This window comes from Mycobacterium sp. GA-1199 (assembly GCF_001500045.1).
Taxonomy (GTDB): domain Bacteria; phylum Actinomycetota; class Actinomycetes; order Mycobacteriales; family Mycobacteriaceae; genus Mycobacterium.
This window is the reverse complement of sequence record NZ_LQIX01000001.1, coordinates 343248-358541: the sequence shown is the minus strand read 5'-3', so window position 1 is coordinate 358541 and position 15294 is coordinate 343248. Positions and strand designations below refer to the sequence as shown.

15 protein-coding genes and 2 riboswitches are annotated in these 15294 nt (G+C 67.6%); of the genes, 7 read left to right on the top strand and 8 right to left on the bottom strand.

The features are described from left to right. Window positions 1-63 precede the first annotated feature (63 nt). Window positions 64-1287, top strand: a complete 1224-nt coding sequence (locus AU198_RS01735; RefSeq protein ID WP_064345723.1) for a D-alanyl-D-alanine carboxypeptidase family protein — start codon at window positions 64-66, stop codon at window positions 1285-1287. Here AU198_RS01735 and AU198_RS01730 read toward each other — a convergent pair. Next, entirely contained in the window at window positions 1284-2234 is a 951-nt protein-coding gene (locus AU198_RS01730) for an NAD(P)H-dependent flavin oxidoreductase (RefSeq protein ID WP_064345722.1), read from the bottom strand. The genes AU198_RS01735 and AU198_RS01730 overlap by 4 nt on opposite strands. A gap of 25 nt (window positions 2235-2259) precedes the next feature. Further along, window positions 2260-2327, top strand: a riboswitch (guanidine-III (ykkC-III) riboswitch). Between the two features lie 14 nt (window positions 2328-2341). Here AU198_RS01730 and AU198_RS01725 point away from each other — a divergent pair. After that, a complete protein-coding gene (locus AU198_RS01725; RefSeq protein WP_064345721.1) occupies window positions 2342-2665 on the top strand; it encodes a DMT family transporter in 324 nt (107 codons plus the stop codon). Here the strand turns inward: AU198_RS01725 and yhjD are convergent. Genes yhjD through AU198_RS01710 form a run of 3 tightly spaced genes read right to left on the bottom strand, consistent with a single transcriptional unit; the run spans window position 2659 to window position 5549 of the window. Continuing rightward, the gene (yhjD, locus tag AU198_RS01720) at window positions 2659-3705 is read right to left on the bottom strand and encodes an inner membrane protein YhjD (RefSeq protein ID WP_064345720.1); all 1047 of its coding nucleotides are present in this window, start codon (window positions 3703-3705) and stop codon (window positions 2659-2661) included. The genes AU198_RS01725 and yhjD overlap by 7 nt on opposite strands. Window positions 3706-3720: 15 nt before the next feature. Continuing rightward, complete coding sequence (trpS, locus tag AU198_RS01715; protein WP_064345719.1) at window positions 3721-4737, bottom strand: tryptophan--tRNA ligase; 1017 nt, start codon at window positions 4735-4737, stop codon at window positions 3721-3723. Then, a complete protein-coding gene (locus AU198_RS01710) occupies window positions 4734-5549 on the bottom strand; it encodes an exodeoxyribonuclease III (protein WP_064346005.1) in 816 nt (271 codons plus the stop codon). The genes trpS and AU198_RS01710 overlap by 4 nt, the downstream gene beginning before the upstream one ends. 69 nt (window positions 5550-5618) lie before the next feature. Between AU198_RS01710 and ephH the strand changes: the two genes are divergently transcribed. Beyond that, on the top strand, window positions 5619-6461 hold the full coding sequence (gene ephH, locus AU198_RS01705) for an epoxide hydrolase EphH (RefSeq protein WP_064345718.1): 843 nt from the start codon (window positions 5619-5621) through the stop codon (window positions 6459-6461). Here the strand turns inward: ephH and AU198_RS01700 are convergent. Continuing rightward, window positions 6458-8713 carry an NADP-dependent isocitrate dehydrogenase gene (locus AU198_RS01700; protein ID WP_064345717.1) on the bottom strand — a complete coding sequence of 752 codons (2256 nt, stop codon included), beginning with the start codon at window positions 8711-8713 and terminating at the stop codon, window positions 6458-6460. The two genes, ephH and AU198_RS01700, sit on opposite strands and share 4 nt — an antisense overlap. Window positions 8714-8900: 187 nt before the next feature. After that, a riboswitch (SAM riboswitch) is annotated at window positions 8901-9023 on the top strand. Between the two features lie 102 nt (window positions 9024-9125). Here AU198_RS01700 and AU198_RS01695 point away from each other — a divergent pair. Genes AU198_RS01695 through AU198_RS01685 form a run of 3 tightly spaced genes read left to right on the top strand, consistent with a single transcriptional unit; the run spans window position 9126 to window position 12346 of the window. Further along, window positions 9126-10475, top strand: coding sequence for a bifunctional o-acetylhomoserine/o-acetylserine sulfhydrylase (locus AU198_RS01695; protein ID WP_064345716.1), 1350 nt, complete (start codon window positions 9126-9128; stop codon window positions 10473-10475). Continuing rightward, complete coding sequence (gene metX, locus AU198_RS01690; protein ID WP_064345715.1) at window positions 10475-11596, top strand: homoserine O-acetyltransferase MetX; 1122 nt, start codon at window positions 10475-10477, stop codon at window positions 11594-11596. Before AU198_RS01695 ends, metX begins: the two co-directional genes overlap by 1 nt. Window positions 11597-11614: 18 nt before the next feature. Beyond that, a complete protein-coding gene (locus AU198_RS01685) occupies window positions 11615-12346 on the top strand; it encodes a class I SAM-dependent methyltransferase (RefSeq protein WP_064345714.1) in 732 nt (243 codons plus the stop codon). Window positions 12347-12424: 78 nt separating this feature from the next. On the opposite strand, the gene AU198_RS01680 is transcribed toward AU198_RS01685, so the two are convergent. Then, window positions 12425-12718, bottom strand: coding sequence for a DUF3017 domain-containing protein (locus AU198_RS01680; RefSeq protein ID WP_064345713.1), 294 nt, complete (start codon window positions 12716-12718; stop codon window positions 12425-12427). Continuing rightward, window positions 12715-13599 (bottom strand): bifunctional methylenetetrahydrofolate dehydrogenase/methenyltetrahydrofolate cyclohydrolase, encoded by an 885-nt coding sequence (locus AU198_RS01675; protein ID WP_064345712.1) that lies wholly within the window; start codon window positions 13597-13599, stop codon window positions 12715-12717. The genes AU198_RS01680 and AU198_RS01675 overlap by 4 nt, the downstream gene beginning before the upstream one ends. Window positions 13600-13625: 26 nt before the next feature. Between AU198_RS01675 and AU198_RS01670 the strand changes: the two genes are divergently transcribed. Then, complete coding sequence (locus AU198_RS01670; RefSeq protein ID WP_064345711.1) at window positions 13626-14849, top strand: NADH:flavin oxidoreductase; 1224 nt, start codon at window positions 13626-13628, stop codon at window positions 14847-14849. Here the strand turns inward: AU198_RS01670 and AU198_RS01665 are convergent. Further along, complete coding sequence (locus tag AU198_RS01665) at window positions 14816-15232, bottom strand: hypothetical protein (protein ID WP_156431445.1); 417 nt, start codon at window positions 15230-15232, stop codon at window positions 14816-14818. The genes AU198_RS01670 and AU198_RS01665 overlap by 34 nt on opposite strands. Between the last annotated feature and the right edge of the window lie 62 nt (window positions 15233-15294).

Sequence of the window (15294 nt, the reverse complement as noted above, 5' to 3'; positions counted from 1 at the left end):
GTAACACCAGTCACAGCGCGCCTACGCGCGATCCGCCCTTTCGCGGCTTAATGTGCGGTCACGATGGCGAAGTTTCGAAACCCGCTGCTCCGCGCCGCCGTACTGGCCACGGCCTTGTTCGTGGCCGCGGGACCGGCCGTGGCAAGCGCGCAGCCGCCGGCGGCCCCCGAGGCGAGCGCATGCCCGTACCGCGAGGTGACGCCACCCGCGGTCGACGCATCCGAGGTGCCCAAACCGGGTCAGGCGCCGCCCGCACCGTTGCCGGTGCCCGCCACGCCGATGGGCGGCGATAAGCTCTCCGGCTGCGGAGTCATCACCGCGCCGGGCACTCCGCCACTGCCGAACGACGTCTCGGCCGAGGCGTGGCTGGTAGCCGACCTCGACTCCGGCGACGTCATCGCCGCGAAGGATCCGCACGGCAGGCACCGGCCCGCGAGCATCATCAAGGTGTTGACCGCGATGGCGGCCATCAAGGAGCTGCCGCTGCACAAGGTCGTTCCGGGCACCGCCGAGGACGCCGCCCAGGAGGGCACCAAGGTCGGGGTCGGCGAGGGCGGCCACTACTCGATCAACGACCTGCTGCACGGGCTGCTGATGTACTCGGGCAACGACGCCGCGTTCGCACTGGCCCGCCAGATGGGCGGCTGGGACGCCACGCTGCACAAGCTCAACGACCTGGCCCGCAAGTTGGGCGGCCTCGACACCCGGGTCGCCACGCCGTCCGGTCTCGACGGTCCCGGCATGAGCACCTCGGCCTACGACATGGCGCTGTTCTACCGGTATGCCTGGCGCAACCCGGTTTTCAGCGACATCGTGTTGACCCGCGCATTCGACTTCCCCGGCCGCGGCGATGTCGGCTACCCCATCGAGAACGACAACAAGCTACTGCTCAACTATCCCGGCGCGATGGGCGGTAAGACCGGCTATACCGACGACGCCGGCCAGACATTCGTCGGCGCCGCGGACCGCGACGGCCGTCGACTCGTCGCCGTGCTCCTCAAGGGCACCCGCCAGCCGATCGCACCGTGGGAGCAGGCCGCGCATCTGCTCGACTACGGCTTCGCCACGGCGCCGGGTACCAGCGTCGGCACACTGATCGAGCCCGACCCGTCGTTGCTCGGAACCAAGCCGGGCGCCGACGGCACCAACCCTGCGGTCAGCGCGGCCCCGATGATGTCGGACATCGACGCGATGCCGGTGCGGGTCGGGGTCGCGGTGGTCGGCAGCGTGATCGTGTTCTCGTTGATCATGGGCGCGCGGTCGCTGAACCGGCGCCCGCAGCACTAGCCCCAGCGGCGCAACAGCTGCTCCGCCTCGGTGCAGAGCCGTTCGACCACGTCGGCCGCGGAGCGCGTTTCGCGGACCATTCCGACGCCCTGCCCGGCGTTGAGGGGCGCCACCCGGTAGTCCTCGGCGGCTGCCGCAGCGGCCAGTACGGCGCGCGCGTCGGCATCGATGAGGTCCTCGCGCCCGTCGAAGCGGTCGACGAACTCGTTGCGTAGCACTCGTTCGGGAAACGTTGTCGGCCAAGGGTAATCGAGAGCAATGTCGAAGACGCGCGTCGTCACAGTATCCTCGCCCGATGCGCGCAGCAGGTGCTCGCGGGCGGGATCGGACGTGGTCGCTTCGGTGCAGGTTGTGAACGCCGTACCCAGCCAGGCGCCCGAGGCTCCAGCGGCCAGCACCGCCGCAAGCCCGCGGCCCGTGCAGATACCCCCGGCGGCCAGTACGGGCACCGTGACCGCGTCGAGCACCTCCGCGAGCAACGGCAGGGTGCCGATGCGCGCCTCGCCGTGCCCGCCGCCCTCCGCCCCGCGCGCGACGATCACGTCCACACCCGCGTCGACCGCCCGCCGCGCACCGGTCACATCGGCGACCTGGGCGGCCACCGATACGCCGGCGCCGTGGGCCTGCCGGAGCCAGGACCAGTCGTCGCCGAAGCTGACGGCCAGCAGCGCGGGCTTCGCGGCGATCGCCATTTCCAACAGTTCCGGTTCGGCTGCCGTTACCCAGTGCACCAGCCCGATACCGAACGGACGCCCGAGCTCCGAGACGTGCGGGAGTTCGGCCGCCAACTTCGCGGCGGTGGCCGAACTTCCCATCCCGACCATGCCGAGGCCGCCCGCACGGGATACGGCGGCGGCCAGGACGCCGCCCGCGGTGCCGCCCATCGGCGCGTTGACGATCGGCACCTCGAGGCCGATGCGGCGGGACCAGGGCGTCGCAAGGGGCACGGATGCGACGTTACCGCTTTGTTACGGTGGGGCTGTCAGCAGTCGACACCGGACGAGCGGCGCCGTACCCGGCCAGCGACAAGACGGCGTTTCGGAGGTGTTGTTCCATGCCCTGGGTCATCCTCATAGTTTCGGGTGCGTTCGAAGCTGTGTGGGCGGTCGCCCTGAGCAAGTCGGAAGGTTTCACCCGCCCGGTTCCGATCACCGTTTTCGTTGTGGCACTGATCATCTCGATGGGCGGCTTGGGTATCGCCCTGCGGGATCTGCCCGTCGGCACCGGGTACGCGGTGTGGGTGGGCGTGGGCGCCGCGCTCACCGTCGTCTATGCGCTGGCCACCGGCGAAGAGAGCGCGTCACCGATCAAAGTGGCACTGCTGCTGGGCATCATCGGCTGCGTGGTCGGCCTGCAGCTGGTCAGCCAGAATCAATGACGCCGCCGTAGCCTCGAAATCCCCAGCGCGCCAAGCGCTCCCGCCGCAGCGGCACCCAGCACGCCGCCAACCCCGACACCCTCGCGCACCTGCACTCGGGGGGCGACCTGCGCGAGCCCGGGCGGCGGGAGCGGTGCGGCCTCCATGTTCTCGATCGACGTGGCCGCCCACGCCGTAGCGAAGAGGATGAGCCGAGCGGTGATGTAGGCGAACACCATCAGGCCGAGAACCGGACCGAATGTCGCGCCGGCCGGGCCGGTCACCACCGAGCGCAGGTAAATCGACGCCACCTGTTTGAAGACCTCGAACGCGACCGCCGCGAGCAGCCCGGCCCGCATCGCCGAGCGAAAGCTGATCGATTCGCGGGGCAGCCGCGCGATGATCCAGGTGAACAGCAGCCAGCTGATCAACACCGAGAACGCCAGCGAGATCACCCGCAGCAGGATGCTCATGCCCGGAACATCGCCCAGCCCAACCCATTCGACGGCCTTGCGGGCCACTCCAGAGCTACTCACCACGGTCAGCGCGATGGTGGCCGCGATCGCCAGGAACAGGCCGGCGATGGCGGTCAGATCCGACAACTTCGTGCGCACGAAGCCGGGGGTCTCGCGTCGCATCAGGCCCCACATCTGGCTCAGCGCCTCGCGCAGGTTGGCCATCCAGCCGAGCCCGGCCCATGCCGCGGTGGCCAGCCCGATGATCCCGACCGAAGTGCGGGACTCGATCGCGGAGTCCATCAGTTCGACGAGCTGCGTGGCGACGTCGCCGGACACCGACGCCCTGATCCGGTCCTGAATGTCGGCGAGCAGTTCGGGTTGGCTGACCAGGATGAAACCGCCGATGGCGAATCCGACCATCAACAGCGGGAACATCGCGAAGACCGTGAAGTACGTGATGCCCGCCGCGTAGAAGTCGCCCTTGCTGTCGTTGTAGCGCTCCTGGGCCCGCATGACGTGGTCGAACCATTCGTGCCGCGCGCGCAGCCGGTCGACGAACCCCTTCTTACCGTCGGGCTCTTCCGGCTCCCCCGGAGGTGTCATACCAGGCTCCCCACGTCAGCCCCCCGGCCGCAGAAACCCCAACCGGTCATATACCCGCCGCAGTGTCGTCGCAGACACGTCGCGGGCCCGTCCGGCGCCCACCGCCAGGATCGCTTCCAATTCGGCGGGATCGGCGAGCAGTTCGTCGACCCGTTCCTTGATGGGTGTCACGAACTCGACGACAGCCTCCGCGGTGTCCGCCTTGAGGTCGCCGTATCCGCGACCCGCGTAACCCTCGACGAGCTTGTCGATGTCGGAGCCGGTGACCGCGGACTGGATGGTCAGCAGGTTCGAGACGCCGGGTTTGGCGTCGGGGTCGTAACGCACTTCGCGGTCGCTGTCGGTGACGGCCGAGCGGATCTTTTTGGCCGACGCCTTCGGATCGTCGAGCAGGCCGATCAGGCCGGCCTCGGTTCCCGCGGATTTGCTCATCTTCGACGTGGGGTCCTGCAGGTCGTAGATCTTGGCCGTCGCCTTCGGGATCATCGGCTCGGGTATGACGAAGGTGTCCGGGAAACGCGCGTTGACCCGTTGCGCCACATCGCGTGCCAATTCCAGGTGTTGGCGTTGGTCTTCGCCGACCGGGACGAGTTCGGTGTCGTACAACAGCACATCGGCGGCCATCAGCACCGGATAGGTGAACAACCCCACGGTGGTGGCCTCGCTGCCTTCCTTCTGCGACTTGTCCTTGAACTGCGTCATCCGCGACGCCTGCCCGAAGCCGGTGAAACAGCCTAGCACCCAAGCCAATTCGGCATGCGCCGGAACGTGGCTCTGCACGAAGATCGTGCTGCGGCCCGGGTCGATGCCCAGCGCCAGGTATTGCGCGGCGGTGACCAGCGTGCGCCGCCGCAACCGTTCGGGGTCCTGCGGGATCGTGATCGCGTGCAGGTCCACCACGCAGAAGAACGCGTCGCGGTCGTCTTGAAGGCCGACCCACTGCTGGATCGCTCCCAGCGCGTTGCCGAGGTGCAGCGAGTCGGAGGTCGGTTGGACACCGGAGAAGACGACGGGTTTGGGCGAACTGCTCATGATCGTCCGATCATTCCACGCGAGCGGTACTCGACGGTCACCGGAGCGTGGTCCGACCAGCGCAGCGCGTACGCTTCGGCGCGCTCCACACGGGCGGCGATGGCCCGCTTCGCCAGGGCTTTCGTGGCCAACTGGTAGTCGATGCGCCAGCCGGCGTCGTTGTCGAAGGCGCGGCCCCGCCACGACCACCACGCGTACGGACCCGGCTGGTCGGGGTGCAACTCGCGGACCACATCGGTCCAACCCGAGGCGAGCAGTTCGGTGAGCCACTGCCGTTCGCTGGGCAGGAATCCGGACTTCTTGAGGTTGCCCTTCCAGTTCTTGATGTCGTTCTCGGTGTGGGCGATGTTCCAGTCGCCGCACACGACGGCCTCGGAGTCGGTCAGCGTCGCCATCCGCGCGGCGAGCTCGGCCATGAACCGTTCCTTCTCGAGCTGGCGGTCCGTCTCTGCCTCGCCGGTCTGGACGTAGACACTCGCGACCGTCACCCCGGCGGTGTCGACCTCCAGATAGCGGCCGTGCGCGCCGAACTCGTCGGACTCGAGCAGCCGGGATGCCGAGATCGGGTGGCGCGACAGCACGGCCACGCCGCTGCGGCCCTTGATGTGCGGTTCGGCCGAGGCGAGGCGCCAACCGTCGGCCAGGGCGGGCGCCAACGCGGCCGCGAGCTGGGCATCGTCGGCGCGGGTTTCCTGCAGACAGATCACGTCGGCGGTGGTCGACGCCAGCCACGGCAGCAGCCCTCGGTTCTGCGCAGAACGCTCCTTGACCGCGGCGCGGATGCCGTTGACGTTGATGGTGCTGACGATCAGCGAGGTCACAGCGGCAGACCATACCGACGCACTTGCGGTACCGGCGGTATCACCTTTACTGTCGGGCTGATGGCTAGAAAATCGCCGCGCGACCCGCTCCATGTCGGCTCAGGCGAGCCCATCGTGTTGCTACATCCGTTCATGATGTCGCAGAACGTTTGGAAGAAGGTCGCCCCGCTCATCGCCGACACCGGCCGCTACGAGGTGCTGGCCCCGACGATGCCCGGGCACAACGGCGGGGTGAAGGGGCACCGCTTCCTCGACACCAAAGAGCTCGCCGACGACGTCGAACGCAGGATGGATGCGCTGGGCTGGGACACCGCGCACATCGTGGGCAACTCGCTCGGCGGCTGGGTGGCCTTCGAGTTGGAGCGCCGTGGCCGGGCCCGCACGCTGACCGGCATCGCACCGGCGGGCGGATGGCGCAAGTTCACCCCCGCCAAGTTCGAGATCGTCGGCAAGTTCCTGGCCGGCTTCCCGGTGTGGGTGTTCACGCTGGTGTTCCGGCAACGCGTGCTCAAGCTCCCCTTCACGCGCTGGCTGGCGCACTTCCCGATCAGCGCCACGCCGGACCGATTGTCCGACGACGACCTCCTCGACATCATCGACGACGTCACCCACTGCCCGGCCTACTACCAGCTGCTGGTGAAGTCGCTGCTGACCCCGGGGCTGATGGAACTGGCCGAGGGCGCGTGCCCCACGCACCTGGTGATCTGCGAGAAGGACCGGGTCCTGCCCCATCCGCGGTTCACCCGCCACTTCACCGCGCATCTGCCGTCGAGCACGCAGATCACGCACCTCGACGACGTCGGCCACATCCCGATGTACGAGGCGCCGCAGCGCGTGGCCGACCTGATCGTCGAGTTCGTCGACCGCCACGCCGAGCCGCCCCGGGAGGCGCTCGGCGGCTAGAGCTTTGTGACAGGCTTGCTCGTCACGCCCTCCAGCACCGAGTTCAACGTCTTGCTGGGCCGCATCACCGCGGTGGTCTTCTCCGGGTCCGGGTAGTAGTACCCGCCGATGTCGACCGAGTCGCCCTGCACCTCGACGAGTTCGTTGACGATCGCATCTTCGTTGTCGGCCAACGACTTCGCGAGGTCTGCGAAGTGGTCGGCGAGTTCCTTGTCGTCGGTCTGCTCGGCGAGCTCCTGCGCCCAGTACATCGCGAGATAGAACTGGCTGCCCCGATTGTCGAGCTCGCCGGTCTTACGTGACGGGCTCTTGTTGTTGTCCAACAGCTTTCCGATGGCCGAGTCCAGCGTCTTGCCCAGCAGAACGGCCCGCTTGTTGTCGGTCTTGCGCCCGATGTCCTCGAAACACGCTCCCAGAGCAAGGAACTCGCCGAGCGAATCCCAGCGCAGGTGATTCTCCTCGACCAGCTGGTGGACGTGCTTGGGCGCGGAGCCACCCGCACCGGTCTCGTACATTCCGCCTCCGGCCATCAGCGGCACGATCGACAGCATCTTCGCGCTGGTGCCCAGCTCCAGGATCGGGAAGAGGTCGGTCAGGTAGTCGCGCAGGATGTTCCCGGTCACGGCGATGGTGTCCTGGCCGCGGATCAACCGTTCCAGGGTGTACCGCATGGCCCACACCTGCGGCATGATCTGGATGTGTAGGCCCTCGGTGTCGTGCTCCTTGAGGTACTCCTTCACCTTCTTGCGCAGCTCCACCTCGTGCGGACGCTCGGTGTCGAGCCAGAACAGCGCGGTCATGTCCGAGGCCCGCGCCCTCGTCACGGCCAACTTCACCCAGTCGCGGATCGCGGCGTCCTTGACCACCGGCATACGCCAGATGTCGCCGGTCTCGACGTTCTGGGTCATCAGCACCTCACCGGTGTCGACGTCGACGATGTCGGCGACGCCGTCCTCGGGGATCTCGAACGTCTTGTCGTGGCTGCCGTACTCCTCGGCCTTCTGCGCCATCAGCCCGACGTTGGGCACGGTGCCGATGGTCGTCGGATCGAACTGCCCATGGGTCTTACAGAAGTTGACCATCTCCTGATAGATCCGGCTGAACGTGGACTCCGGGTTCACCGCCTTGGTGTCCTTGGTGCGCCCGTCGGCGCCGTACATCTTGCCGCCGAGGCGGATCATGGCCGGCATCGACGCGTCGACGATCACGTCGCTGGGTGAGTGGAAGTTCGTGATGCCGCGGGCCGAATCCACCATCGCCAGTTCCGGCCGGTTCTCGTGCACGGCGTGGATGTCCTGGACGATCTCCTCGCGCTGAGAGGCCGGCAGCGCCTGGATCTTGTCGTAGAGGTCGGACATGCCGTTGTTGACGTTCACGCCGAGCTCGTCGAGCACCTTCTGATGCTTGGCGAACGCATCCTTGTAGAACACCTTCACCGCGTGCCCGAAGACGATCGGGTGCGACACCTTCATCATCGTGGCCTTGACGTGCAGCGAGAACATCACGCCGGTCTTGTAGGCGTCCTCGATCTGTTCTTCGAAGAACTCGCAGAGCGCCTTGCGGCTCATGAACATGCTGTCGATGATGTCGCCCTCGTCGAGGGTCACCTCCGGCTTGAGCACCAGGGTTTCACCGCTCTTGGTGGTGAGCACCATCTTGACCTTGCGGCTCTTGTCGAGCGTCATCGACTTCTCGCCGTGGTAGAAGTCGCCCGTCTTCATGGTCGCCACATGCGTGCGCGATGCCATCGACCACTCGCCCATGCTGTGCGGATGCTTGCGGGCGTACTCCTTGACCGCCTTGGGGGCGCGCCGATCCGAGTTACCTTGGCGCAGAACGGGGTTGACCGCGCTGCCGAGAACCTTGGCGTAGCGATCCTTGATCTCTTTTTCTTCGTCGTTCTTCGGTTCACCCGGGTACTCGGGAAGGTCGTAACCCTTGGCCTTGAGCTCCTTGATGGCGGCCAGCAGCTGCGGCACCGAGGCGCTGATGTTGGGCAGCTTGATGATGTTGGTGTCCGGTTTCTCGGTGAGCTCGCCCAGCCGCGCCAAATTGTCGGGCACGCGCTGCTCGTCGGTGAGGCAGTCCGAGAACTCCGCAAGAATGCGTGCGGCCACCGAGATGTCACTGGTCTCGACGTTGATGCCCGCCGGTTCGGTGAAGGTCCGAATGATCGGCAGGAACGCGTAGGTCGCCAGCAGCGGCGCCTCGTCGGTCAGCGTGTAGATGATGGTCGGCTGCTCGGCAGTCATGTTGGGGTTCTCCCGGCTCGCTAATCGGTCAGGCCTCGGTCAGTCGACTACCAGTATTGCGCCGTACCCGACGCTTCGTGTGAGCCAGGGGGTCCGGCCGGGGGACTGTGATGCGCTACTGGCGGGTAGCCGGCCGACGGCATCCCTCGCTGGCACGACGCGGCTGACGTGCGATAAGCTTCTCAGCGGTCATGAGTGCCAGCGACAAGCCCCGGCTTGCTGGTCGGCAACCCTCCAACCGCGGTGGGGTGCCCCGGGTGATGACCAGGTTGAGTACCCGCTGACAAGCGGTTACCGGCAAGCGCGGGTCCGTTGTGACGGGCCCCCAGAGAAGACAGCGGAGGTCCGGCGTGCGCAGTTACCGCTGAGTGCGTGAAATGCCCCTTTTCGGCCCCTCACAACAGGAGAAGCTATGAGCACCGAACACGACGACCCGAGCGCTCGCTGGGCCTTCGAAACCAAACAGGTCCACGCCGGACAGAGCCCTGACATCGCGACGAACGCGCGGGCCCTGCCGATCTACCAGACCACGTCGTACACCTTCGACAGCACCGATCACGCCGCCGCGCTGTTCGGCCTCGCCGAGCCCGGCAACATCTACACGCGGATCATGAACCCGACGACCGACGTCGTCGAACAGCGCATCGCCGCGCTCGAAGGCGGCGTCGCCGCGCTGTTCCTGGCGTCCGGACAGGCCGCATCGACGTTCGCGATCCTGAACCTGGCCGACACCGGCGACCACATCGTGTCCAGCCCCCGGCTCTATGGCGGCACCTACAACCTGTTCCACTACTCGCTTCCGAAGCTCGGTATCGAGGTCAGCTTCGTGGAAGATCCCGACGACCTCGACTCCTGGCGCTCCGCGGTGCGCCCGAACACCAAGGCCTTCTTCGCCGAGACGATCTCGAACCCGAAGATCGACGTGCTCGACATCCCCAACGTCGCCGCGGCCGCCCACGACGCCGGGGTGCCGCTGATCGTCGACAACACGATCGCCACGCCGTATCTGATCCAACCGTTGAGCCACGGCGCCGACATCGTCGTGCACTCGGCCACCAAGTACCTCGGCGGGCATGGCAACGCGATCGCGGGCGTGATCGTCGACGGCGGCGAGTTCGACTGGACCAACGGGAAGTTCCCCGGCTTCACCGAACCCGACCCCAGCTACCACGGCGTCGTGTTCGCGGAGCTGGGTCCGCCGGCCTATGCCCTGAAGGCGCGCGTGCAGCTGTTGCGCGACCTGGGTTCGTCGGCGTCGCCGTTCAACGCGTTCCTGGTGGCCCAGGGACTGGAAACGTTGAGCCTGCGCGTCGAGCGGCATGTCGAGAACGCACAGAAGGTCGCCGAGTATCTGGCGGGGCACCAGGACGTCATCTCGGTGAACTACGCCGGGTTGCCGTCGTCTCCGTGGCACGAGCTCGGAAAGAAGCTGGCGCCCAAGGGGACCGGTGCGGTGCTCGCGTTTGAACTGGCGGGTGGGGTCGACGCCGGAAAGGCCTTCGTCAACGCGCTGACCCTGCACAGCCATGTCGCCAACATCGGCGACGTGCGCTCGCTGGTGATCCATCCAGCGTCCACCACACATGCGCAGCTGGCGCCGGAGGAGCAGGTGGCCACCGGTGTCACACCCGGTTTGGTGCGCCTGGCGGTCGGCATCGAGGGCATCGACGACATCCTGACCGATTTGGAGCGGGGCTTCACCGCCGCCAAGCGGTTCAGCTCCGCCGGCAAGTCCGACCCGAACACCGCGGCGGCGTTCTGATGACAATTCCGGAGGTACTGACTTTGAATCTGCCCGCGGAAGGTGAGATCGGCGTGGTCGACATCGGCCCGCTGACGCTGGAGAACGGCGCGGTCATCGACGACGTGTCGATCGCCGTGCAGCGCTGGGGCGAGCTGTCCCCCGAGCGCGACAACGTCGTCGTCGTGCTGCACGCGTTGACCGGCGACTCCCACATCACCGGACCGGCGGGACCCGACCATCCAACCCCCGGCTGGTGGGACGGCGTCGCCGGTCCGGGTGGACCCATCGACACCGACCGTTGGTGCGCGGTGGCGACCAACGTGCTCGGGGGGTGTCGCGGTTCCACCGGCCCGAGCTCACCACATCCCGACGGCAAGGCGTGGGGCTCGCGCTTCCCGGTCGTCTCCGTCCGGGACCAGGTGCGCGCCGATATCGCCGCCCTGGAGGCGTTCGGCATCACCGAGGTGGCCGCGGTCATGGGCGGCTCGCTGGGTGGCGCCCGCGCGCTGGAGTGGATGGTCGGCCATCCGGACAGGGTGCGCGCGGGGCTGCTGCTGGCCGTCGGCGCGCGTGCCACCGCGGACCAGATCGGCACCCAGAGTTCGCAGGTCGCGGCGATCAAGGCCGACCCCAACTGGCAGAACGGCGACTACTACGGCACGGGCCTGTCCCCCGATCTCGGCATGGAGATCGCGCGGCGGTTCGCCCATCTGACCTACCGCGGGGAGCTCGAGCTGGACACGCGGTTCGCCAACGATCCGCAGGATGACGAGGACCCCGGCGTCGGCGGCCGCTACGCCGTGCAGAGCTATCTGGAGCATCAGGGACGAAAGCTGGTGTCCCGTTACGACGCGGGCACCTATGTGGCCCTCACCGAGGCGCTGTCCAGCCACGACGTCGGACGCGGACGCGGGGGTGTCGAGGCGGCGCTGCGCGGCTGTCCGGTGCCCGCGGTGGTCGGCGGCATCACCTCCGACCGGCTCTACCCACTTCGGCTGCAGGAGGAGCTGGCCGAATTGCTGCCGGGCTGTGCCGGTCTCGATGTCGTGGAGTCGATCTACGGACACGACGGCTTCCTGGTGGAGACCGACGCGGTCAACAAGCTGATCCGCCGGACGCTGGACCTGGCAGCAAAATGACGGCGAAATGAGCCCGCGGTGAGCCGACCGGAACAGGATCGCTCGCTGTCCTTCGGCGCCGAAGCCGCGGCCTACGAACGCGGCAGGCCGTCGTATCCGCCCGAGGCGATCGACTGGCTGCTGCCGTCGGCCGCCGCCAAGGTGCTCGACCTCGGGGCGGGCACGGGCAAACTGACCACGCGCCTGGTGGAACGCGGCCTCGACGTCGTCGCCGTCGATCCGATTCCCGAAATGCTTGAGCTGCTGAGCCGTTCGCTTCCCGAGACGCCCGCTCTGCTCGGCACCGCCGAGGAGATTCCGCTGCCCGACGACAGCGTGGACGCCGTGCTGGTGGCCCAGGCCTGGCACTGGTTCGATCCCGACATCGCGGTCAAGGAGGTGGCCCGCGTGCTGCGCCCCGGCGGCCGGCTGGGCCTGGTGTGGAACACCCGCGACGAGCGGCTCGGCTGGGTCAAAGACCTCGGCCGCATCATCGGCCACGAGCACGATCCGTTCAGCAACACCGTGTCGCTGCCCGAGCCGTTCACCGGCGTCGAACGTCATCAGGTCGAGTGGACCAGTTACCTGACGCCCCAAGCGCTCATCGACCTCGTCGCGTCCCGCAGCTACTGCATCACCTCACCGGAGCAGGTGCGCACCAGGACGCTGGACCGCGTGCGCGAGCTGCTGGCGACCCATCCGGCACTGGCCAACGCGACCGGGCTGGCGCTGCCGTACGTCACGGTGTGCATCCGGGCCACACTGGGCTGACCGCCGCGCCGAACGTGGGTTACCCGCACGTCCTTTTCGAAAAAGCGTGCATCAAGCCCACACTCGGCGACGGTAGTGCTAGCTGGTGCCCAGCGGGTCGATGGTCCACGCGATATAGAGCATCGTCGCGCTGACGGTCGCAGTGGTGACGAAATCGACACCCCGGCTGCGCACCGCCAGCAGCCCCGCGCGGTCGTCGCTCAACAGCAGCCGCAGCGCGGCCGCCACGCCGACCCCGATCGCCATCACGAGCGCGCCGCGTCGCCAATAGCCCGCGACCACCAGGACGAACGCGGCGGCGAAGATCAGCCCGACCGACCAGAACGGCCATTGACCGGTGAAGACCTTGCGCGCGAACTCCTTTGGCGTCACGTCGCGGCCAGTACCTCCGCGCGCTCGACCACGTTCGTCAGCAGGAACGCCCGCGTCAGCGGGCCGACACCACCCGGATTGGGCGAGACGTGCCCGGCGACGTCCCAGACGTCGGGGTGGACGTCGCCGACGAGCTTGCCGTTCTCGTCGCGGCTGACCCCGACGTCGACAACCGCCGCCCCGGGCCGCACCATCTCGGCGGTCACCATGTGCGGCATCCCCGCCGCGGCGATGATGATGTCGGCCTCTCGCGCCAACTCCGGAAGATGACGGGTCGCGGTGTGGCACAACGTCACCGTCGCGTTTTCCGAACGACGGGTCAGCAGCAGCCCGAGCGGGCGGCCGACCGTCACACCGCGGCCGATGACGACGACATGCGCGCCGGCGATCTCCACCTCGTAGCGACGCAGCAGGTGCACGATCCCGCGCGGGGTGCACGGCAGCGGGGCGGGTTCGTTGAGAACCAGCCGCCCGAGATTGGTCGGATGCAGACCGTCGGCGTCCTTGCCCGGATCGACGCGCTCCAGCGCGGCGTTCTCGTTGAGGTGCTTGGGCAGCGGCAACTGCACGATGTAGCCGGTGCACTCGGGGTTGGCGTTGAGCTCGTCAATCGTCTCGTCGAGCGTGGCCTGGTCGATGTCGGCGGGCAGGTCGCGGCGGATCGAGTTGATGCCGACCTTCGCGCAGTCGGAGTGCTTGCCGCGCACATAGGCATGAGAGCCGGGGTCGTCGCCGACGAGCACGGTCCCCAGCCCGGGCGTGCGTCCCGCCACCGCGGCCGAGCCGCGAAGACGGCCTTGGGTCAGCGCCGCGACGCGTTCGGTGAGGTCGACGAAGATCTCGTCGCGCGTGGCCTTGCCGTCCAGTGTGATCGCACCCACGGGTCACAGTCTGGCATGCTCCTTTTATGAACACTGCGCCCAATGTGTTCACCCCGGCCAAGCTCGGCCCGGTGACGCTGCGTAACCGGATCATCAAGGCGGCGACGTTCGAGGCGTCGACGCCGAACGCGCTCGTCACCGACGATCTGATCAACTACCACCGGCTGCCCGCCGCCGGCGGAGTCGGGATGACGACGGTCGCCTATTGCGCGGTCGCCCCCGGTGGACGCACCGACGGCTGGCAGATCTGGATGCGCCCGGAGGCGGTGCCGGGACTCAAGCGGCTGACGGACGCGATTCACGCCGAAGGCGCGGCGATCAGCGCGCAGATCGGCCACGCCGGACCCGTCGCAAATGCGCGGACCAACAAAGCCAAGGCGCTGGCGCCCATCCGCTTCTTCAACCCGCTGTCGATGCGGTTCGCCAAGAAGGCCACCCGTGAAGACATCCGCGAGGTCACCGAGGCGCACGCCAACGCCGCGCGCCTGGCCATCGAATCCGGTTTCGACGCCGTCGAGATCCACCTCGGCCACAACTATCTCGCCAGCTCGTTCCTGTCCCCGCTGCTCAACCGCCGCACCGACGAGTTCGGTGGCTCGCTGGAGAACCGCGCGAAGGTGGCCCGCGGCGTCGTCATGGCGGTGCGGCGCGCGGTGGAAAAGGAAGGCACCCCGCTCGCGGTCACCGCGAAGCTGACCATGACCGACGGTGTGCGCGGCGGCATTCCGATCGAGGAGTCGCTGCAGACCGCGAAATGGCTCGAGGAGGACGGCGGCCTGGACGCCATCGAACTCACCGCGGGCAGTTCGCTGGTCAACCCGATGTACCTGTTCCACGGCGACGCGCCGATCAAGGAGTTCGCCGGCGCGTTCAAGCCGCCGATCCGGTGGGGTATCCGGATGACCGGCAAGAAATTCCTACGCGAGTACCCCTACCGCGAGGCGTTTCTGCTACGCCACGCCCAGAAGTTCCGCGCCGAACTCAAGATGCCGCTGATTCTGTTGGGCGGCATCACCAACCGCGAGTCGATGGACCTCGCGATGGCCGAAGGCTTCGACTTCGTTGCGATGGGGCGTGCGCTGCTGGCCGAACCGGACCTGATCAACCGCATCCAGGCCGACAGTTCGGTGCGCTCGATCTGCGATCACTGCAACAAGTGCATGCCGACGATCTACAGCCACACCCACTGCGTGCTGACCGGCGCGCCCGACAACTATCAGCCGTCGACGGCGGGCCGCGGTTCGACGTAGGCCACCATCGGCTCGGTCACCAACACGCGGTCCTCGGCGGTCACGACGAGTTCCTTCGCCGAGAACGTGTACGTGGCGCCCTCGTTCTCGACGGTGAAGACGCCGTCACTGTTTTCGACCGCGGGCGCGGTCAGCACCAGACCGTCGCTCATCCGCACCCCGCGGTACTCGTAGTTGCCGCCTCGCTCGCAGATCGCGACGAGCGCGAACTGAGTGCGGCCCAAAGCCGCTGGCCGCCATGGCGCCTCGCAACGGGCTTTGGAGTCGACGAACCCGCGGGCATCGATCGCGATGGCGCTTTGCGCATCGACCGTCGGCGCCAGGAACGCCGCAACGACACAGAGCCCGCCAATGCCGACGACCAGAAACGGCGCCCGAGACACCATGACCTATGGTGACCACGTTTCGTCGCCATCTGCGCGCGACTCGCCGGACGACCGGCAAA

Bases quoted from the DNA above. Each gene is read 5' to 3' on its own strand.
- AU198_RS01735 (WP_064345723.1), top strand. From the start codon at position 64: ATGGCGAAGTTTCGAAACCCGCTGCTCCGCGCCGCCGTACTGGCCACG.
- AU198_RS01725 (WP_064345721.1), top strand. From the start codon at position 2,342: ATGCCCTGGGTCATCCTCATAGTTTCGGGTGCGTTCGAAGCTGTGTGG.
- yhjD (WP_064345720.1), bottom strand. From the start codon at position 3,705: ATGACACCTCCGGGGGAGCCGGAAGAGCCCGACGGTAAGAAGGGGTTC.
- trpS (WP_064345719.1), bottom strand. From the start codon at position 4,737: ATGAGCAGTTCGCCCAAACCCGTCGTCTTCTCCGGTGTCCAACCGACC.
- ephH (WP_064345718.1), top strand. From the start codon at position 5,619: ATGGCTAGAAAATCGCCGCGCGACCCGCTCCATGTCGGCTCAGGCGAG.
- AU198_RS01700 (WP_064345717.1), bottom strand. From the start codon at position 8,713: ATGACTGCCGAGCAGCCGACCATCATCTACACGCTGACCGACGAGGCG.
- AU198_RS01695 (WP_064345716.1), top strand. From the start codon at position 9,126: ATGAGCACCGAACACGACGACCCGAGCGCTCGCTGGGCCTTCGAAACC.
- metX (WP_064345715.1), top strand. From the start codon at position 10,475: ATGACAATTCCGGAGGTACTGACTTTGAATCTGCCCGCGGAAGGTGAG.
- AU198_RS01670 (WP_064345711.1), top strand. From the start codon at position 13,626: ATGAACACTGCGCCCAATGTGTTCACCCCGGCCAAGCTCGGCCCGGTG.